Raw genomic sequence first — 20,610 nt, forward strand, 5'->3', positions numbered from 1 at the left:
ATCTTGTCGAACTCTAGAATGGAGACCCCATGTCAGATAGCCCGATTATAACACCTGGCAGCTGGGCGATGATCGCTATTCTGGGGATGGTCTGGGGCGGCACATTTCTAGTGATCGAACTTGCACTCGAGAGCATGCCCCCTTTCTGGATTGCGGCAGCACGTATCAGCTTCGCGACCGTTCTCACACTGCTCATTTGGCGGGCGATGGGTGGCAAACTTTGGCGCACAGATGAGCACGCATGGATATCACTGATCATCGTAGGGGGGCTTTCTTCGGCAGTTCCATTCATGTTGCTCAGTTGGGGACAGCAATTTGTAACATCTGGGTTTGCAGGTGTTTCGATGGCTGCTGTAGCTCTCTTGGTATTACCGTTAGCTCATTTCTTCGTGCCAGGGGACAGAATGACAACCCGCCGCTTACTGGGGTTTCTCATCGGTTTTGTCGGCGTCCTGATCCTCATTGGCGGACAGGCCTTTACCTCAACAGGAGACCTGCTCGAAACACCGGGTCGTATCGCCTGCCTCTGCGCCGCAAGTTGCTACGCAATCAGCTCAGTTGTCATGCGCCGCTTACCACCGATTGATCCGATAGGGCTTGCCGCAGTTCCGCTCATCATTGGCTCTGCATTTGTCATACCTACGGCCTATCTCAGCGAAGGCCCGCCACCGTGGCCTGATGCACGCACTCTCGGGATATTGGTCTTTCTCGGGCTTGTCCCGACAGCCGGGGCAAACTTCTTGCGTGTGTGGGTGATCCGCACTGCGGGACCGGTCTTCATGAGCCTCACAAACTATCAAGTGCCAATCTGGTCAGTGGTACTTGGCGGGCTGTTTCTCTCGGAACCGCTCCCCAGTAGCCTAATACTTGCGCTGGTGCTCATCCTAGCAGGTGTCGGCTTAAGCCAGTATGGCGCGCTCAGCCGACTTTTCAGCCGAGCTTAAAGCACTGCTTCGACAGCCGCGATAACAGCATCAACAGATTGGTTCAAAAGGCCTTCATCTTCACACTCGGCCATCACCCGAACAAGTGGCTCAGTGCCGGATTTACGGATCAGGAGCCTGCCACGCCCTTTCAGATCTGCCTCCACCCGTGCAATTTCGGCCTGTACTGATGCGCTATCGAGAGGCGTTTGACCTGCCTCAAAACGTACATTCTTGAGCAGTTGAGGAACTGGTTCGAATGAACTTGCAAGCTCGGAAGCGCGCTTGCCCGAACGAACAAGCTCGGCAAGGAACTGGAGAGCAGCCATAAGACCATCGCCCGTTGTCGCATAATCGGTCATCACAATATGCCCGGACTGTTCGCCCCCAAGGTTAAAGCCACCGCTCCGCATTCTCTCAACAACGTATCTATCACCTACCCCCGTCCGTTGAAGGCCTATCCCTTGCCCTTCCAGATACCTCTCAAGTCCGAGGTTCGACATGACAGTCGCAACCAGAGCATTGCCCGCAAGCCGCCCCTCAACGGCCCAGCGAGAGGCAAACAACCCCATAATCTGATCGCCATCAGCGACAGCACCCGTTTCATCAATCAAGACAACACGGTCTGCATCGCCATCAAGACAAATCCCGAGGTCAGCGCCATGGGCAACCACTGTTTCTGCCGCAATGCGCGGTTTTGTTGAGCCACAGTCATGGTTGATGTTGAACCCGTTAGGCGACACGCCAATCCCGATCACTTCCGCACCGAGTTCCCAAAGAACTTCGGGCGCGGCCTTATAAGCAGCCCCGTTTGCGCAATCGACAACAATTTTGATGCCATCCAGGCGCATGCCGTTTGGAAAGGTCGATTTAACCCGCTCAATATAGCGAAAACGGCCATCATCAATCCGTTTTGCACGGCCAATATTACGAGACTGCGCAGGTTCCACACCTGACTTGACCAGACTTTCGATTTCCATCTCGGCTTCATCGGAAAGCTTAAATCCATCAGGTCCGAAAAACTTGATCCCGTTATCAACCGCTGGGTTATGACTGGCCGAAATCATTACTCCCAAGTCAGCACGCATTGATGTCGTCAGCAATCCGACCGCAGGTGTAGGAATAGGCCCAAGCAAAAGTACATTCATGCCTGTACTTGTCAGACCCGCCGTAAGCGCACTTTCAAACATATAGCCTGAAAGTCTCGTATCTTTACCAATGACAACGCGATGGGCAACCGACTTGTCTTTCCGAAAAAACCGCCCGACAGCTGCGCCTATCTTCAGCGCCATTTCGGCTGTCATCGGATATGTGTTTGCGGTCCCCCGCACGCCATCGGTACCAAAAAGCTCTCGGGTCATCAGTATTCTCCTCGCGTCGCAGACAACCACAATCGCAGTGCTTGCTTTGTTTCACCCACATCGTGGACGCGCAACAGTTGCACACCCTGCGCGATCCCTACAAGTCCGGTTGCTACGGACCCGTGTGCGCTTTCTTGTGCGCTATCTACCAAGCCAATCTTTCGTATAAACCCTTTTCGAGATACCCCCAGCAGAATGGCGCAACCGAGGCTGTGGAACAGGCTAAGGCTGCTCAAAAGCTTAAGATTATGCTCGATTGTCTTGCCAAAACCTATGCCCGGGTCAACAACTATGCGCTCTGAAGGTATCCCCGCACTCTTGAGTTTATCTATTCTCTCAGCCAGATAGTCATACACATCAAGTACCACATCCTCATATTGCGGATCTAACTGCATTTTTTGGGGAGTTCCCTGCGCGTGCATTACAAAGACCGGTGCTTCACGCTCGGCACAAAGCGGAGTAAGGGCCGCATCAAAAGTGAGGCCGGAAACATCGTTGATAAAATCAGCCCCGGCATCAAGAGCGGCAGCTGCCACCACGGCTTTTCGAGTATCAATCGAGATCGGTATTTGAACCGCACTTCGCAGAGCAGTGATAACGGGTGCAGTGCGAGCAATTTCTGCTTCATGTGGCACTTCTAGCGCACCTGGACGGGTGCTCTCACCACCGACATCAATGATATCAGCGCCTCGCTCAGCCATGCTCTTTGCATGCTTGAGGGCCATCGCCGCACCATTGAAGCGCCCTCCGTCACTGAAGCTATCAGGCGTCACATTTAAAATACCCATTAGCCGAGGCTCATCAAAGGTAAGCTCCCCTAAGGGAGCGCGAGAAGCTGTAAGCTTCCGCAAGGCATCAGGTGGAAGACGCCCAGCAGGCACATAAGAAGATGGCGCGCCGCGCTGGATCACTTCGACATGGGTAAACCAGCACCACCCGCCAGCAAGCGTTAGAGCTTCACTGGGACGTCTCGGACCAGTCTGAACGAAAGGGCGGTAGTAATAAACAGTCATCGTGTCAGCCTTACATCAAAGTACACAATCCGATAAATATCAGAACTGCACATCTGAAACTTCAAGCTGTGTTACATCAAAATTGTGCTCTAACTGTGCAACAGAAGTCCCGATCGAAACAAAGCGTGCAGCGTCCATTTCTTCAGCAAACCAAAGCGCCAGCTTAAGCGAATCTTGTTCCCCTGTGGCGGGGCCATCAACCGCATCAAGCACCATTTTGGAAGGAGCCCAGACGCTGATTTGACCGTTTTTTAGCGCCCATTCAAGCTCAGTGCGTGTTTCTACAACCACGCAACGCTTGTCACGCCCCGCAAGAACCCAGGCATTTTGTTCAATCGCCAGCAGATCGATCCGCCGCTGCGCCAATACTGATTTTGATTGGGGCGCAACTGTATCGGCGGCTCCCAAACAAATCAAAGCGGGAAGGCCAGTATCGACAATCTGGTCAATCCACGTTTTCAGATGAGGGGCGTTAATCGCCTGATTAGACAGGAATAAGACCAACGGATGCGGCCGGTCCTCATCGTCATGTGATCCTGTTTCTTCAGGTGCGGAGCGCACGATTTCAACACCCAATGCACCTGGCCCACGATCAAGTTTTTCAATACGCACAAAGGCCCGCACGGCTTGTGGTTCCCAAAGTATGCGTTCTGCGATCCGTGCAGCCAATGTTTCTAGTAGATTCAAGCGCTCTTCCCCAAGCGCAATGGCAATGGCCTCGGTTACTTTGTCATAAGAGAGAATCTTATCGACATCATCATCCACTGCCCCACACAACGGGCGAACCTCGACGACAATGTTAAAACATATCCGTTGCATCTTCCCACGCTCAGCCTGAAAAGCGCCGATCTCAACTTCGACGATATGGTCACGCACAGAAATACGGTCCAAAGGGCTTGCCTGTGAAGTGGCCCGAGAACGCGCATCAGGATGATCAAAAGCTTGTGTAATTTCGCAACTCATGGTGCAGGGCCCTCCATACTCGAACATCTACGGCCTACACACTCAATGGCCCTAAGGTAAACCCCACACCAAATAGTCAGTGTAAAAACTAGTGCTCAATTACTCGATAGCCGTGTCGGCTGTCTGTAGAAATGATGGTAACCGATCGTCGCGGTGCGAGGAAATTTGCTTGCCCATCGAGGAGAAACAGCTTTGGTGTGATAATGTGTTGCGCCCTTGGTGAGTGGGCGCTTTGTATTCTTCATGGTAATTTTTGCTATCTTACCGACACGCTCAAAGGCGCGAGGTTCGGCTATCACCTCAGCGTGCCCATCGCATGTGTAGGTAAACTGGCAAGCATTTCTGCGGCCGGTGCCCTGATGGATAACTCCACAAATTGTATCTGGATAACTGGCGCTACTGACGCGATTAAGAATAACTTCAGCGACGGCAAACTGCCCTTTGACGCTCTCACCGCGCGCCTCAAAATAGAGCGCCTCAGCAAGGCAGCGCCATTCATTGCCTCCTTGCTGCTTGGGCTGGCTTGCGAGCCATTCCCCAGAATAAGTGATGCCTCCAGAAGAGGTTTGCGCAACCTTGGAGCGCTCCAAAAGACTCACAAGATGAGCTTGTGGAATCGCGTTCAGGGCCCGTTGTTCCTTATCGAACAGCTTCTTGATTGAAACGTCAGCCGACGCGGGCAGCGCACACGATACGCCGAATACAAATGCAGAAACGAGCCGCAGCATGAGCAGGGCCTCCTTAGATCAGGCTTGAACAGTCGAACATCGGCCAATTTCTTAGGAGCTTTGATATGCCAAAGCAAGTTTTGAGCCCGAGCTAAAACCCCATAATGTTGCGGATTTACGCCGATCGCCGAATACTGCCGATCATCTTGCGCCCAAGGGAAGTCTGCCTACCCTATCTTGTCTTTCAAAGCAAGTTGCGCAGCCGCCAGCCGCGCCACGGGAACACGGAAAGGCGAGCAAGAAACATAGTCAAAGCCCGCATTTCTACAAAATGCAATCGATTCGGGGTTGCCGCCGTGCTCTCCGCATATCGAAAGAACGAGATCAGGCGATGCCTTACGCCCCCGCTCAGCACCGATCTGCAACAGTTCGCCCACGCCATCCGTATCGAGCGTATGAAACGGATCTTCGGGGTAAACGCCAAGTTGCACATAAGCCGACATAAAGCGTCCAGCATCATCGCGAGAGAGGCCATATGTCATCTGGGTCAAATCATTTGTTCCGAAACTGAGGAACGAAACATGAGGCGCAATTTCTTCGGCACGAAGCGCGGCCCTTGGTGTTTCAACCATTACACCCAGCCGGTATTCGAACTCTTGCCCCGTTTCAGTGCGCACGGCCGCCGCCACCGCATCAACGCGGCTTTTGACCAGTTCAACTTCGCGCATAGCAGACACCAGAGGGATCATGATTTCCGGCACAACAGGAGCACCATCAAGGCTAGCCGCAATCGTTGCTTCAAATATTGCACGTGCTTGCATGTCGTAAATTTCAGGAACAGTCACCCCGAGGCGCACCCCACGCATACCAAGCATCGGGTTATATTCTCCAAGCGCTTCAACTCGACGTGTTACATCGGAAAGATTAAGATCAAGCGCCTCTGCCAATTCCCGACAACCGGCTTTGTCGTGTGGCAGGAACTCATGCAAAGGCGGATCAAGCAATCGAATACATACAGGTTTGCCCTGCATTATACGGAAAAGCTCAGTGAAATCATCGCGTTGCATAGGCAGAAGCCGCTCGAGAGCTGCCCGCCTGTCTTTCGGCTTGTCCGCAAAAATCATCTCGCGCATCGGGGTGAGGCGATCCGCTTCAAAGAACATATGTTCCGTGCGGCAAAGTCCGATACCTTCTGCGCCGAAATTACGGGCTGTCGCCGCATCTGTCGGAGTGTCGGCATTGGCACGCACGCCTATGTCTCTTACCTCGTCTGACCATTCCATCAACTCTTGAAACGCGCCATCATGAGTCGCTTCAAGCATTGCTGGTTCTCCCACCAGAACATCGCCAGATGTGCCATCAACGGTGATGACATCACCCTCTTTGAAAACACGCCCGTCTTGCGCAGTTACTGTTCGCTTCTGAAGGTTGAACGTAATACTCATCGCTCCAACAACACAGGGAAGCCCCATGCCGCGTCCGATAACCGCTGCGTGGCTCGTCATTCCGCCTCGTTCTGTCAGAACGGCAACCGCCGCATGCATCCCCCGAATGTCTTCGGGTGAGGTTTCACGTCTTACAAGAACGCAGGCCTCTCCGCGCGCAGCACTGGCCTGTGCTTCGGACGACGAGAATACGATCCTTCCAGTTGCTGCACCCGGGCTGGCCGCAACTCCTGTTGCGATACGATCTCTAGTGGCCTCAGGATCTACTTGACGGTGCAACAATTCATTCAAAGCACGGGGTTCCACCCGCATCAAGGCTTCTTCTCTTGGTATTATGCTGTCTTTCGCGAGATCGACAGCAATGCGAACAGCCGCCCGCGCCGAGCGCGCAATACGCACACCATCCAGCAAATGCACCTTGCCGTTTTCTATCGCAAATTCAGCCTGCATCTCTTCACGCAATTTTTCACGCATGAGTGCGGTATAGGCCTTAAGCTCGGCAAACGCGGCGGGTGCAAGCTCTTCAAGAGATGGTCCCCGCTCGTCCGCTTCAAGAAACAAGGCTTCCGCCCCTTTCAGCAAAGCATCACGTCCCTGACTCTGTGACAGGTAGCGCCCCGTGATCTGCGGTTCGCCAGAGATTGAATCAACCAGTTGAATAACACCTGACCCGCTTTCGCCAGATCCGATACCAAAGACCATCTCTTGCACAACAAGGCCAAGCCCCGCGTCAGCAGGTGCTCCCTTGGCTTGCCGCAACAGCCTCGCAGTTGTCCCCTCCCAAGCGCGTGCCATTGAGCGCAGAACCGCTCCGAGTTGGACATCTGGCTCTTGCGGAAACACTTCTTCGGCTTCATCCTCATAGGCCTTCAACGCGGCAGAGAGCCCTTCCTGACCTTGGGCTTCGATATCCTCGAAAAGATCAGGATCCAGCCGCGCGACATGGATGGCGTAAGACTGCACAAAGCGCAGATAAATCTGCGCAGCGGCATCTTGCCCCAATACATCACAAAAATCGACATAAAGCGCATCGTTCATCCCGATATTGAGAACCGCACCTGGCCCTCCCCAATCCGGGTCTTCCGATGAGGGACGCACGCACAAAAGCGGGCTATCGCCAAAAGGCTCCAGCAGTTTTCTCATATCCGGCATTTGGCCCGAGGCCAGCCCATGTACTGCCGAAAACGAGAGGGCAACAGTTTTAGGTACAGGCAAATCCAGCCTGACAAGCCGCTGCAAACACTTCGCGCGTCCTCCATGCGTATGAGACGCAATCGGAGCATCGCTGGTGATCAGCGTGGTATGTGGATCATCTTTCTGCACTGCGGCACATTAACCCCAGTTCCGAAAGCGGCGCAAGCCTAGCCTTCAAGGCAAGACAAATCGGCCACGCTCGCGCAAACGGTGCGAATACGGTTCAAAAGGTTGAGCCTATTACGCCGCACGACCTGATTGTCTGTGTTGATTTGCACCGTTTCAAAGAATGCATCAACCGGGCTGCGCAACTGCGCCATCGCCGTCATTGCCGTCTCGTACGCACCTTCTGAAAGCGCGACCTTGATATCCGCCTCCGCCGTATCGAGAGCGGCAAAGAGCGCTTTCTCTTCAGCGGTTTCCGCAAATTTAATTTCGGCACCGAAACTATATTCCACACCGTCTTTGGCTTCAGCCTGGCTCAGGATATTATTGGCACGCTTGAAGCCTTGAACAAGGTTTGCACCCTCGTCTGTTTCAAGGACACGTCCCAAAGCAGTGGCGCGCTCGGCAACCAGTTGCAAATCATCGTTGAGTTCACCCGACAAGCAGGCATCAATTACGTCGTAACGAATACCCTCGTCCTTCAGGTAAACTTTTAGACGATCGTGGAAGAAGCCAAGCAGGTTTGCAGAAATATCAGGGACAGTTTCAGCAAGCTTCGCAGCCACCGCGCCAGCCTCCCGCTGATCAAGAACAGCATGATATGCCGCGCCAAATACGCCTGCCTTAACAATCTCTTGCAAAATCTCCTCAAGCGTATCGATCTCGTTTTCAGCGCCTGCTCCGTTAAGTGCAATCAAATGCCGCATAAGCTGGGCATCCAGAAAACGGGATAGTTCCAGTGACAGATTATTTTCACGCAACAGACGTATCACTCCGAGCGCGGCACGACGCAGCGCGAACGGGTCCTTAGACCCGGTCGGCTTCTCATCAATCGCCCAAAAGCCTGTTAGCGTGTCGATTTTATCGGCCAGGGAAACCGCCACAGACAAAGCTGCACGCGGAGCCACATCAGATGGCCCGAGCGGAGCGTAATGTTCTTCACATACAGCAGCAATTTCACCCGACTGCCCAGCAGCTTCTGCGTAATAGCGCCCCATAAGGCCCTGTAGCTCGGGGAATTCGTAAACCATCTCCGAACTGAGATCTGCCTTGGCAATTCGAGCCGCCTTTTCTGCATCTTCAACATCGGCCCCGACATAAGGCGCGATATCTCGCGCAAGCTCAGCAATCCGGTTGATCCGTTCTGCCTGATTGCCAAGCTTGTTGTGGAACGTCACATTTGCAAGCTGCTCTGTCCAAGCAGACATCCCGCTTTTGGCAACGCGCAAATCATTTTCCCAAAAAAACTTTGCATCACTCAAGCGCGCGGCCAAAACCTTCTGGTTGCCAGCAAGGATGGTTGCGCCGTTGTCACTTGTTTCTCTGTTGGCCACGGTAATGAAACGCTCGATACGTTTGGACTTCGCGCTCCTGACAGAAAAGAACTTCTGGTGCTCTTTCATCGACGTCTGCAAAACTTCAGGCGGCAGGTCGAGAAACTCTTCCCCAATTTGGCCCATCAGCACCACCGGCCATTCGACAAGGCCCGCAACTTCAGCCAGCAGCCCTTTGTCTTCTACAACTTCCAAACCACTGGCAAACGCTTGATTGGTAGCATCCTGCCAGATGTGATCGGCCCGCTCTTCAGGATCAAGAACCACATGCGCGCGTTTCAGCAGTGAGGCATACTGATCAAAGTTTGCCACCGAGAACCGGCCGGGGCTCATAAACCTATGGCCCTCTGTCATATCGCCTGCTTTTATCCCGTCGATGTCGGTAGGCACAATCCGGCTGCCAGCTTCGTCTTCAAGAATACATACGATGGAGTGCAAAGGCCGCACCCAGCGCAAGCTTCCAGCGCCCCAGCGCATAGATTTAGGCCAAGGAAAGTTGCGCACGGCTTGTTCCAAAACCTCTGCAACAATCTCGTCAGCCAAGCGGCCGGCTTTCTCGATCATCGCAAAGTAGACAGCGCCCTTGGGCGTTTCGCGTTCTTCAAGCTGATCTCGCGTCACACCTGCTCCGCGCAAAAAGCCTTCAATCGCCTGTTCGGGCGCACCTACTTTCGGACCTTTGCGCTCTTCACGCACCGTCGGGCTTTCAGCCGTGAGGCCATCAACAGCGAGCGCCAAGCGCCGTGGCGTGCTAAAGGCTTTCGTCCCTGAATAGGTTAGCCCTGCCTCGACAAGACCATCTGTTATCAGCTTTTTCAGGTTATGAGCCGCCTGCGCTTGCATGCGCGCGGGGATCTCTTCGGAGAACAATTCAATCAGCAGATTTGGCATTGGCTGCGCTTTCTTTCTTTACGGTTTCTCGGGGCAGCCTTCAGGCACAGGTTTGCCATCAAAAACTTCTACACCGCAGTCGTTGATCTGATGCCAGACGAAGCCACGCCCGTCTGGCAAAACCGCGACAACGCGGTCAATTCCGTATTCAAGATTCTTCTGGCCGAGAAATGGCACAGCTTCTCCACTCTCAATCGCCTCGCCCAAAGCAACGGCATCAAAACAATCAAACCAGTTAGGGGCCACAAGCGGCTCTGCATTTTCATAATGCTCAAACGTCTCGCTCAGCATCGCGATACTCTGCGACGTTGTAAAACAAGCGCGATAACGGATAGGAGAACTCGTTGCTGTAATTGCTTCGAAGTTTTCATATAAAATCGGCTCAGGCTCTCCGCTCATGAGGGATGTGAGCATCACGTCATCATCACCCTGAGAAACAACGTTTTCATAGTAGGCGTAGACCTGAAGATAATAAATGGCTGCGCCAGCGATCAGTGACAACACGACAATAAACCCCGCAACAATTTTGCCGCTCATGAGACATAGCCCCCGGCTTCGGTTTGCACAAAAGCATCAGCGCACAGTTTGGCCAGTGTCCGCACACGGCCGATATAAGCCTGCCGTTCGGTCACAGAAATAACACCGCGTGCATCGAGCAGATTGAACAGATGAGACGCTTTGATGCACTGGTCATAAGCCGGATGCGCCATAATAATACGTTTGCCGGTTTTAGGGTCGTCTGCCCCCACCTCGAGAATACGCTGACATTCGGCCTCGGCATCCTCAAAATGGCGCAAGAGTGTTTCAGTATCAGCCACATCAAAATTCCAACGGCTGTATTCCTGCTCCGTCTGACGGAAGACATCACCATAGCTTAGCGCAATCGGCGCTTGCGGGTCATTGTAGGGCATGTCCATCACGTGCTCGACACCGAGCACATACATCGCCAAACGCTCGAGGCCATAAGTAAGTTCGCCAGAAACGGGGTGGCAATCATGGCCGCCCACCTGCTGAAAATAAGTAAACTGCGAAACTTCCATTCCGTCACACCAGACTTCCCAGCCGAGCCCCCATGCGCCCAGCGTCGGGCTTTCCCAGTCGTCTTCGACAAAGCGGATGTCATGCCGCCCCATATCGATTCCGATAGCTTCAAGCGAACCGAGATACAGCGCCTGAAGGTCGGGTGGGCTTGGTTTGATTACCACCTGGTACTGGTAGTAGTGCTGAAGTCGATTGGGGTTTTCACCGTAGCGTCCGTCTGTCGGGCGTCGTGAGGGCTGCACATAGGCCGCCGCCCATGGCTTTGTGCCAAGCGAGCGTAACGTGGTCGCCGGGTGAAATGTGCCCGCGCCCACTTCCATGTCGTAAGGCTGAAGCACAGCGCACCCCTTTGCTGCCCAATAGGACTGCAATCGCAGGATGATCTCTTGAAAACTGCGCGGTTTGTCAGTTTGTTCAGCCATATCTTTGCCTTTACTCAGCTTTGCTCTGCCGTTTGCGCACTACCTAAGCCGCCTATGCGATCAGGTCAATCAGCCGCCTGCCTCTCATCAATGCCAGAGCATATAAATCAAACAAATACGGCAATGTGATCGTTATTTGGGTGCACTGGCCCAAGAATTTGATAAAACATCGCAAACTGCGCATGAGCACATAATTATACGCGAGGGACTCTCATAAAATGACACGGCTGATCGTATCCGTATTTGTAACAATTAATTTTTGGATCAGCGCCGCTCTGGCACAAGATCAGGAGGCTGTCTGGATCCAGGTCGAGGCACAACCCAGCCTCAATCAGGCTCAAGATAGGGTAAGAGAATATTCCGCCGCATTGCCTGACGTAAACGGCTTTGCTCTAGGCGGCGGCTGGTATGGCATCGCGCTCGGCCCATACACACCTGATGATGCCCGAGAGGTTCTGCGCACTTATCGCCGTGAAGGGCAGATCCCGCGTGACAGCTATATCGCCTATACCTCAAGCTTTCAGCAGCAGTTCTGGCCCATCGGAGCCAACTTCCTGAACATCCCCGCAGCTCAGGAAGCCCCGCAGGACCCAGCAGACGAAGCACCTTCGGAAGAGGTTGCAGCAGTTGAGCCGGAAACAACGATCACAACACCAGATGAAACCGCTTCCGAAGCACGTGCTTCCGAAGCAGAGCTAACGCGCGAAGAGCGTGAAAGACTTCAGATCGCTCTAAAATGGGCTGGCCACTATGACGCGTCAATTGACGGTGCTTTCGGGCGCGGCACACGAACGTCCATGGCGGCATGGCAAGATGCCAACAACCACGAAAGAACAGGTATTCTCACAACGGCCCAGCGTGCAGAGCTTTTCAGCCAATACAACGCGGTTCTCAACGGTCTTGGCCTTGCCCTCGTCCAAGACACGGCCGCAGGTATCGAAATCAAGATGCCAACAGAAGTTGTCAAATTTTCTAAGTATAGTCCCCCGTTTGCCCAATATGACAGTTCTGGCGATATCAACGGACGCGTTTTACTGATCAGCCAGGAGGGCGATCAGAACACGCTTTATGGCCTCTATGATATCATGCAAACGCTCGAGATCGTACCTGAAGACGGCCCGCGCGAGCGCAAGGGCAACTCCTTCACACTTGTCGGAGAAAGCGCGACCATGATTTCACACACCGAAGCCTGGCTCGAGAATGGCGAGATCAAAGGTTTCACGCTCATCTGGCCCGCTGGTGATGAGGAGCGCCGCAGCCGCCTGCTCGGTGAGATGATGGCTTCGTTCAACCGTCTTGAAGGCGCTATGGACCCGGCGGCAGGCACTGACGAGCAAAATATCGATCTGGTCGCAGGCCTTGAAATCCGCCGCCCCAAGCTTGCCCGGTCCGGTTTTTTTCTGGATAGCGCAGGACACATCGTAACCACGTCAGAGGCAGTTGCTAACTGCTCGAGCATCACAATCGAGGATCAGTTTGAAGCCGAGGTGCTCATCAATGATGGCCCGTCAGGTATTGCTATTGTAAAATCGAAAGAAACGCTCAGCCCGGCACAGATCGCGACCCTCACCGCGCGCGATCCCCGCTTGCAAACAGAGATTGCGGTTTCCGGTTTCAGCTATGAAGGCATCCTTGGCGCTCCAACACTCACTTTCGGAGTGTTGAGTGATGTGAAAGGCCTCGGTGGCGAACCCGAGCTTAAACGCCTCGCTCTCAATGCCTTGCCAGGAGACGCTGGCGGCCCCGTCTTTGATGATACAGGAGCCGTTATGGGAATGCTTCTGCCTGCTCCGCAAGGCGATAAAAAACTGCCTGACCAAGTCAGCTTCGCTGTTGACGCAAGCACCATCAGAAAAGTTGCCGGGGCGGCAGGGCTTACAGCCAATTTAAATGGCCGCACCGGGCGGATTGCCCCCGAAGATCTAACACTTGAAGCTCAGGGCTTGACGGTGTTGATCAGCTGCTGGGAGTGACTCCTCCGGAACGACATAATATAAAGGCGGGCTGAGTGGCCCGCCTTTATTTTTACCCGCGCCAGAACGCAGGGATGACCAAGGCATAAACGACCAGTAGCTCCAAGCGTCCGATCAGCATCGAGAATGTCAGGATCACCTTGGCCGCATCATTCAGTGTCGCATAGTTGCCGGCCGGCCCGATGATATCACCAAGGCCAGGCCCGATATTGGCAACGGTTGCCGCCGCGCCTGAAATCGAAGTCACAAAATCGAGCCCTGTGAAAGAGAGCGCAACCGCTATCAAACCAAGCGTGAGAACAAAGAACACAAAGAAGCTCATAACAGAATTCAGGACATCCTCACCGATCGGGCGGCCGCTGTATTTGGGCGTGAATACGCCATGAGGCGATCTGATTTTCTTGATCTGAGATGCAATCGAAGCAAACAGGATTTGATAGCGGAAAATCTTGATTGAGCACGCGGTCGAACCCGCGCAGCCACCGATCAGCCCGACAAAAAAGAAGACCGTAATGAGGAACGACCCCCAAGACATATAATCAACACTGGAATAGCCCGTGCCTGAAATGATCGACGTGATGTTAAACAGCGCCTCGCGAAAGGCTTGTTCCCAATGGTGCGGAAAAATCTGGGTAAGCAAAACGCTTGTCACGATAACCAGTGTCGCGACGGTATAGAGGAACCCCCGCACCTGAACATCAAGTAGTGGCGCGTTAAAATGCCCATTCAGCATCTGGACATAACGCACAAATGGCAAGGCAGAGAGGAGCATAAAGACCGAGGCTGCATATTCCAGTGGGCCTGAAAAAACCGAAAAGCTGGCGTCATAGTTCGCCATGCCGCCCGTCGAGACTGTGGTAAATGCATGGGTGATCGCATCAAAGATGCTCATGCCAAGCACGACATATGTGACCACGCATGCAACCGTCACACTGACGTAAACCGCCGAAATCTGCGATGCTATTTGGGTCGCACGTGGCAGAATTTTTCCAAAGGTATCAAATGCTTCCGCGCGGAAAATTTGCATGCCCCCGACTCTGAGCTCGGGCAGGAAAACCATAGCGACAACAATAATGCCGATTCCGCCGAGCCATTGTAAAATGCTCCGCCACAGCAATATACCTCTCGGCAGGTCATCAAGCCCCGTCATGACAGTTGCGCCTGTTGTTGTCAGGCCCGACATAGCTTCAAAAACAGCGTCGATCGTTGAAAGCTCGGATGCCCCAATGATCAGCGGCAGTGCGCCAAAGATAGGCAAGGCGACCCATACGCTGGTTGTCAGAAGAAAGGTTTGCTGAATATTCAGACCTTCTTTAACACCATTCTGGCAAGCCAGAGCAACCAGCCCGCCAATCAGCGCAGTTATGACTGCGCTTTCCGCGAATGCGGTCCAATGGCCCCGCCCGTCAATCAGGTCAATCGTCATCGGAGCAAGCATTGTCAGCCCCAAAGCAGTGACAAGCAGTCCAATAACATATCCAACTGGGCGAAGATCAAACATGCGCGCAGGCTTGGCTGTAAGGCGCAGGGCTGTCAAGCATCGGCGCATAATTCGCATGACAACCAAGAAAAAAAGCAACGGCAGTGCCTGCGGGAGACACTGCCGTTCTTTGCATTCAGGTCAACAGCTGTGATTCCAATCAGCAGTAAAAGAAGCGGCTAAGCACGCGCTGTTCAATTTCGTCACGGGCGAGGCCCTTCTGAGCCAACTCTTCATCGCTTAGCGCATGTAGCGCGGCAATTTTAACCCGGTAAGGCTCTATCCGCTGGGCTTCGATGTTATCGATCCAGCGTGAAAAACCGGTTTTTATGTATGAAACGACGCCTGTCAGACGAAATCCCGATACGGTGGTTAGTGTTGTGTATGCCATTTTGGAAACCTCATATTCATGGTGTGGTTTCCTCCCTCACCATGAATATAGGTCAGCATTACTCACCTTACTACTGCTTAAGTTACATACCTAAGTCACGCCTTACGCATAGCTCATCCAACATGGAAAAGTGTCGAAAACAGTTTAGGATCAAGACTTTCGCTCTCGAAAAGCGCGCCTTCTGTCAGCACACTTACAGCATCGTGGCTGTGCAGGCTTTCCTGATGGCTCGCAATGACGCGGAAATCTCCGACGCGGCTGTCTTGCTCCAGCTTCTGCGCAAAGAGGCGTGCGGCGTCTTCCACAAAAATCGGATTTGCGGCGTTAAGCTCTGCAAAAGCCTGTTCGTCTTCGCGTTTGACCATGACCTGCGTTTCGGTCGGAACAGCGGCGCGGCACATCTCGATGAGGTCTTCAAACCAGAGGCAGTCACCCTGCGCGGCCTCTGCCGAAATGCGCGCAACCGAGCGCTGTGAGTGCGGCGTGGCAAGCTGCCCACGAGTCTGGCGGGCGTGCTCGGAAAGCTCGAGGGAACAGGGGCACGTAGACGAGTAAACATAATCTAAGTGCATGATTTTACGCCGAATTCCATCAATCTCGATGAGTTCCAACGCAAAATCATAATACTGATACCCCTCAAGGCCCGAGCGCAGGCTTGAGACTTTCATAGGAAAGGAAAACCGCATCTGGATGCGGGCGTCAAAGCTTTCGAGATCGGTTTTGTAATCATCCAGAGCGGCTTCGATGATGTCAAAAGAGAATGTAGAGGCCGAATGCTTATAAAAACTGCGCATGATGCGCGACATGTTAATGCCTTTTTTACCTGCCTCTAGGCTCACCGTTCCTGTCACGGATGTTTCAAGCGTCAGGTCTCCGTTGTCGCGGGTGTGGAACTTGAGCGGCAAGCGGAAGTTGGATATTCCGACATGCTGTATCACCCTCGGCGCGCCTTTGATCAGGCTCGCGGGACCGTTCTGAAGATCGGGCAATGTGGCTTTATAAGCCTCACTCACCTCAAACTCTTCAGGGTAAGCCCTTGCAAGTGCAGGGTAATTCTGCACCTCTCCTGAGGGCAGAAGCCTCGAAATCGCTGGGTCGAGATCGGCCACCTCCTCGGGTGTTGCACCCGTTGCCCACGCACGCAAACGCGCGAGGGCGGCTTCGGCTTCGGCGCGGTCCGGTGCGGATGTCATTGGTCCAACCTGCTTGTTCATGATCTAGCCCCCTCGGCTCACGATTATCCTAACTTAAGATCAATACGCCATGATTGCCATCTCAGACCAAAAAGATCACGCAAGCGTCATAAGCGCCCATTGGCCTAACAGCGAAAACACGGCGTAGGGCAGCCTGTAGGGCAACCTGTATATACAACAGTATGGACAGCATATTCCCGATTGCCCGGCATTACGCCTGCTCAAGCGCGCCCAAAAGATCAGCGATAATGTCATCGACATCTTCAAGCCCGACCGAGAAGCGCACGAGTCCCTCCGATATTCCGAGCATATCTTTCTGCTCTTGCGGGAGGCGCTGGTGCGTTGTGGTGGCGGGATGTGTCGCGATGGATTTGGAATCGGCGAAGTTATTGGAGATGATCGCCACTTCAAGCGCGTTCAACATGGCAAAGCACGGGCCGCGCCCGCCTTTGAGCTCGAATGTCAGAACCGTTCCGCCCGCTTCGGCCTGCGAAAGCGCAAGGGCTGACTGCGGGTGCGCCGCATGTGTCGGGTAGCGCACAGCGGCGATTTTGGGGTGGCCGACCAAAGCATCGGCCACTTTCAAAGCTGCATCGGCCTGCGCGCGTACGCGTAAATCCATGGTTTCGAGCGCTTTGAGATGTGACCATGCGGTAAACGGGTTCATGGCGCCGCCCGTGTGCTTCACGTAAGTTTCAATGGGGCCGCGGACCAGTTCTTTGCTGCCGCAGATGACCCCGCCGAGCATCCGCCCCTGCCCGTCGATGTGCTTGGTTGTGGAAATGATGGTGAGGTCTGCACCGCACTCATGGGCATAGGAAAACACTGGCGTGGCCATGGCATCATCCACCAGCACAAGTGCGCCTTTGGCATGGGCTGTTTTGCAGACATGCTTGAGGTCAATCACCTCAAGGGTGGGATTGGAAATGCTTTCGAGAAAGACGAGGCGCGTGTCATCACGGATTGCCGCATCCCATGCGGCGTTGTCTGTGCCATCCACCAGAGTGATCTGCACTCCGAAGCGACCAAGGATATCTTCCAGGACATAGAGGCAGGAGCCAAAGAGCGCGCGGGAGGACACCACGTGATCACCCGCTTTGAGCAGCGCCATCAGTGCACCGTTGACGGCAGCCATGCCCGAGGCGCAAGCAAAGCCGTCTTCATAGCCGAGATACCCGGAGATACGGTCTTCAAACATCCGCACAGTCGGGTTGCCGTAGCGGGCATAGATGAACTCGTCTTCACCTGCCTTGATAAAGCGCGCTTCAGCCGCTTCGGCTGTTTCATAGACAAAGCCTTGCGTGAGAAAAACCGCCTCGCTCACTTCGCCATACTGCGAGCGGCGCGAGCCTCCATGAACGAGCGCTGTGCGGGTTTTTGAAGTTTTGGTCATCTGATCCTCCATTCATAAAAAAAGCCCCATCGGCCAAGCCGAAGGAGCCCCTTCATCCCGACCTTTTAGCAGATTGTTTAAAGTGGCCCGCAATCTGGTAACAAATCGCCACTGCTTGCGCGTGTAAACCTGTTGGGTTTCCCGGTCAAGTTTCGCCTTCGTCGTCGATACCGTAGTCATGCAGCAGCCGAGACTGCCCCATGAAGAAAGCAAACAGAGCAGCAGTCAGGCCAAATGTCTTGAAATTGACCCAAGCGCTTTCAGACATAAGCCGCCAGACCAGTTCGTTGGCCACAGCGAGACCAAAGAAAAAGATCATCATCCGGCGGGTCAGGATCATCCAGCCTTCATCTTTGAGCGGCATCATCCCTTCCATCACATGGCGCAGATAGGACTGGCCACGCAAAAGGCCGAGCCCAAGTGCGCCACCAAAGAAGGTGTAGAGGATTGTCGGCTTCATCTTGATAAACTTCGGATCGTTGAGCCAGACTGTCAGGCCGCCGAAAATGACGACCAGCAGAAGCGTCATGATCTGCATCTTGGAGAGATGCCCTGTAAGCTTCCAGAGGATGCCTGTGGTGATCACGATGAGCGGCACAAAGCCTGCCGTGACAAGGATAAAGCCCGAATATGCGCGCCCGCCGATTGTGAAAGTATCGTCTTTGAGCATCACATAGGCGATGAAGAAGGCGATAACCGGCCCCAGCTCGAGTGCGGTTTTCATCAGGGGGTTGATCTCGCGTTTTTCGGCCATGGGTGCTCCTATCCTCCCAATTCAACTATCACAGCACCCAGCGCAATCAATGCCATAAGCGCAATCCGGCGCGGGCCTACTGTTTCTTTGAGGGCAAGCCAGCCGATGAGGGCGGCGAAAACCGTTGACGTTTCACGCAAGATGGCGGCTTCACCGACGTTATCAAGCCGTGTGGCAAGCATGATGGAGCCAAAGCTGGCGAAGGCTACGAACGCGCCTATGAGGCCGCGCTGCATCAGCGGGCCAAGCGCGGGCGGATTGCTCATGGAGCGGTAGCGCACGACAGCGAGACCGGGAAAGAACAGCCCGTCGATGAAGAAAAACCACGCAAGGAAGGTGAAGGGGTTGGCGGTGGCGCGGATGCCGTAGGCATCAAACGTGGTGTAAAGCGCCACAAAGAGGCCCGTGATAACGGCAAGGACGAGTGCAAGGTTGAGCGTGTCACGCTCTGCTGTCACGTGGCGCAGGTTGTAGGCGGCAAGGCCGTAGATCCCTGCCAGAAGCGTTGCAACGCCAGCCCATTGCGTGAGGGTGAAACGCTCGCCGAAGAGGAAATAGGCGCCGATGACTGTGAAAAGCGGCCCCGTGCCCCGCACGACGGGATACACCACCGTATAGGCGCCTTTGGTGTAGGCCCAGCTTTGCATGAGTTTGTAGCCGACATGGATGGCGAAAACCGCTGCAAAAATGGGCCACATATGCGGCTCGGGCCATGGCACGACAAAAAGCGCAAAAGGCGCGGCCATGGCGGCGTAGGAGAAATCAATCGCGCCACGGGTGAGCCACGGATCGTGGCGGCCTTTCTGGAGCGCGCCGAACACTGCGTGAAGAAAGGCAGCTGACAGGGCAAGGACAAGCGCGAGGCTGTGGCCAGCTTCTGTGCCTTCCAGAGAGACAAGCCAGTCACTCAAACCGGGCAAGCGGGGGGCCAGCCCCCCGCACCCCCCGGGATATTTTCGGCAATAAGAAAGAGCATGGTGCTTACTCGATATCAAGGCCTGTGAGGGCGGCGGCGAAGTCTTCGGGATCGAAGGGGGCAAGGTCATCGAGCTGCTCGCCCACGCCGATGGCGTGAATGGGCAGACCGAATTTATCGGCCAGCGCGACGAGGACGCCGCCTTTGGCTGTGCCGTCGAGTTTTGTCATGACAAGGCCCGTAACATCGGCGAGTTCCTGAAAGGTTTTGACCTGCGAGAGCGCGTTCTGACCTGTCGTGGCGTCGAGCACCAAGAGTGTATTATGTGGCGCACTCGGATCTTTCTTGCGGATCACGCGGACGATTTTGGCAAGTTCTTCCATCAGGTCGGCGCGGTTTTGAAGGCGCCCCGCTGTGTCGATCATCAGCAGATCAGCGCCATCGGCCTCAGCTTTTGTCATAGCGTCAAAGGCAAGGCTGGCAGGATCGGAGCCTTCGGGAGCGGTAAGCACAGGCACGCCAGCCCTATCCCCCCAAACCTGGAGCTGCTCGACGGCGGCGGCGCGGAAGGTATCACCTGCCGCGATGACCACATCCTTGCCGGCAGCTTTGAACTGCGACGCGAGCTTGCCTATGGTTGTTGTCTTGCCAGAGCCGTTGACGCCGACCACCAGAACCACCTGCGGCTTTTTGGCGTAGAGCGGCATCGGCTTGGCGACTTCGTTCATGATGCGGGTGATCTCTTCGGCGAGGATCTGCTTGATCTCTTGCGTGGAGAGCTTCGTGCCAAAGCGGCCTTCGGCCATGTTGGCTGTCACGCGCAGAGCGGTATCAACACCCATATCAGAAGCAATGAGCAGCTCTTCGAGCTGTTCGAGCATGTCATCATCAAGCACGCGACGCACAACAGTTTCGGCCTCGGTGCGCCCCAAAAGACGGCCAAGCAGACCCGGTTTTTTGGGCTTGGGGGCAGCCGCTTCCACAACTGCGACAGGGATTGCAGCCGCGACGAAAGGCTCAGGCTCAGGCTCAGGCTCAGGCTCAGGCTCAGGCTCAGGCTCAGGCTCAGGCTCAGGCTCAGGCTCAGGCT

At 54.4% G+C, this 20,610-nt stretch carries 17 protein-coding genes and 1 riboswitch; of the genes, 2 read left to right on the top strand and 15 right to left on the bottom strand.

The annotated features are described in order from the left end of the window. Nucleotides 1-29 precede the first annotated feature (29 nt). Nucleotides 30-944, top strand: a complete 915-nt coding sequence (locus OE750_RS15955) for a DMT family transporter (protein ID WP_263765304.1) — start codon at nucleotides 30-32, stop codon at nucleotides 942-944. Here the strand turns inward: OE750_RS15955 and glmM are convergent. The 8 genes from glmM to OE750_RS15995 form a co-directional block, all read right to left on the bottom strand. Then, nucleotides 941-2,284 carry a phosphoglucosamine mutase gene (gene glmM / locus OE750_RS15960; RefSeq protein ID WP_263765305.1) on the bottom strand — a complete coding sequence of 448 codons (1,344 nt, stop codon included), beginning with the start codon at nucleotides 2,282-2,284 and terminating at the stop codon, nucleotides 941-943. The two genes, OE750_RS15955 and glmM, sit on opposite strands and share 4 nt — an antisense overlap. Then, nucleotides 2,284-3,297, bottom strand: coding sequence for a dihydropteroate synthase (gene folP / locus OE750_RS15965; RefSeq protein WP_263765306.1), 1,014 nt, complete (start codon nucleotides 3,295-3,297; stop codon nucleotides 2,284-2,286). Before folP ends, glmM begins: the two co-directional genes overlap by 1 nt. 39 nt (nucleotides 3,298-3,336) lie before the next feature. Beyond that, nucleotides 3,337-4,260 carry a dihydroneopterin aldolase gene (locus tag OE750_RS15970; RefSeq protein WP_263765307.1) on the bottom strand — a complete coding sequence of 308 codons (924 nt, stop codon included), beginning with the start codon at nucleotides 4,258-4,260 and terminating at the stop codon, nucleotides 3,337-3,339. A 95-nt stretch (nucleotides 4,261-4,355) separates the two neighbouring features. Then, the gene (locus OE750_RS15975; RefSeq protein WP_263765308.1) at nucleotides 4,356-4,988 is read right to left on the bottom strand and encodes a cell wall hydrolase; all 633 of its coding nucleotides are present in this window, start codon (nucleotides 4,986-4,988) and stop codon (nucleotides 4,356-4,358) included. A gap of 167 nt (nucleotides 4,989-5,155) precedes the next feature. After that, nucleotides 5,156-7,696 (bottom strand): pyruvate, phosphate dikinase, encoded by a 2,541-nt coding sequence (gene ppdK, locus OE750_RS15980; RefSeq protein WP_263765309.1) that lies wholly within the window; start codon nucleotides 7,694-7,696, stop codon nucleotides 5,156-5,158. Nucleotides 7,697-7,734: 38 nt separating this feature from the next. Further along, entirely contained in the window at nucleotides 7,735-9,957 is a 2,223-nt protein-coding gene (gene glyS / locus OE750_RS15985; protein WP_263765310.1) for a glycine--tRNA ligase subunit beta, read from the bottom strand. A gap of 18 nt (nucleotides 9,958-9,975) precedes the next feature. Beyond that, nucleotides 9,976-10,494: a DUF6446 family protein gene (locus OE750_RS15990; RefSeq protein ID WP_263765311.1), complete on the bottom strand. Its 519-nt coding sequence runs from the start codon at nucleotides 10,492-10,494 to the stop codon at nucleotides 9,976-9,978. Continuing rightward, nucleotides 10,491-11,420 carry a glycine--tRNA ligase subunit alpha gene (locus OE750_RS15995; RefSeq protein ID WP_263765312.1) on the bottom strand — a complete coding sequence of 310 codons (930 nt, stop codon included), beginning with the start codon at nucleotides 11,418-11,420 and terminating at the stop codon, nucleotides 10,491-10,493. The genes OE750_RS15990 and OE750_RS15995 overlap by 4 nt, the downstream gene beginning before the upstream one ends. A gap of 218 nt (nucleotides 11,421-11,638) precedes the next feature. On the opposite strand from OE750_RS15995, the gene OE750_RS16000 reads away from it, so the two are divergent. Next, on the top strand, nucleotides 11,639-13,393 hold the full coding sequence (locus OE750_RS16000; protein WP_263765313.1) for a serine protease: 1,755 nt from the start codon (nucleotides 11,639-11,641) through the stop codon (nucleotides 13,391-13,393). A gap of 52 nt (nucleotides 13,394-13,445) precedes the next feature. On the opposite strand, the gene OE750_RS16005 is transcribed toward OE750_RS16000, so the two are convergent. From OE750_RS16005 to ftsY, 7 genes are all read right to left on the bottom strand, one after another. Further along, nucleotides 13,446-14,894, bottom strand: a complete 1,449-nt coding sequence (locus OE750_RS16005; RefSeq protein WP_263765314.1) for a TrkH family potassium uptake protein — start codon at nucleotides 14,892-14,894, stop codon at nucleotides 13,446-13,448. A gap of 139 nt (nucleotides 14,895-15,033) precedes the next feature. After that, on the bottom strand, nucleotides 15,034-15,264 hold the full coding sequence (locus OE750_RS16010; RefSeq protein WP_263765315.1) for a hypothetical protein: 231 nt from the start codon (nucleotides 15,262-15,264) through the stop codon (nucleotides 15,034-15,036). A gap of 113 nt (nucleotides 15,265-15,377) precedes the next feature. After that, nucleotides 15,378-16,478 carry a GTP cyclohydrolase FolE2 gene (gene folE2 / locus OE750_RS16015; RefSeq protein WP_263765316.1) on the bottom strand — a complete coding sequence of 367 codons (1,101 nt, stop codon included), beginning with the start codon at nucleotides 16,476-16,478 and terminating at the stop codon, nucleotides 15,378-15,380. Nucleotides 16,479-16,668: 190 nt separating this feature from the next. Beyond that, complete coding sequence (locus OE750_RS16020) at nucleotides 16,669-17,850, bottom strand: aminotransferase class I/II-fold pyridoxal phosphate-dependent enzyme (RefSeq protein WP_263765317.1); 1,182 nt, start codon at nucleotides 17,848-17,850, stop codon at nucleotides 16,669-16,671. A gap of 45 nt (nucleotides 17,851-17,895) precedes the next feature. Then, a riboswitch (SAM riboswitch) is annotated at nucleotides 17,896-17,972 on the bottom strand. Between the two features lie 23 nt (nucleotides 17,973-17,995). Further along, nucleotides 17,996-18,604 (bottom strand): inner membrane-spanning protein YciB, encoded by a 609-nt coding sequence (locus OE750_RS16025; protein ID WP_263765318.1) that lies wholly within the window; start codon nucleotides 18,602-18,604, stop codon nucleotides 17,996-17,998. Between the two features lie 8 nt (nucleotides 18,605-18,612). Then, nucleotides 18,613-19,515, bottom strand: a complete 903-nt coding sequence (locus OE750_RS16030; RefSeq protein WP_263765319.1) for a DMT family transporter — start codon at nucleotides 19,513-19,515, stop codon at nucleotides 18,613-18,615. Between the two features lie 70 nt (nucleotides 19,516-19,585). Further along, a partial coding sequence (ftsY, locus tag OE750_RS16035) for a signal recognition particle-docking protein FtsY (protein ID WP_263765320.1) occupies nucleotides 19,586-20,610 on the bottom strand: 1,025 nt, incomplete at its 5' end.

The sequence above is a fragment of the Lentibacter sp. XHP0401 genome (assembly GCF_025751535.1).
GTDB lineage: Bacteria > Pseudomonadota > Alphaproteobacteria > Rhodobacterales > Rhodobacteraceae > Lentibacter.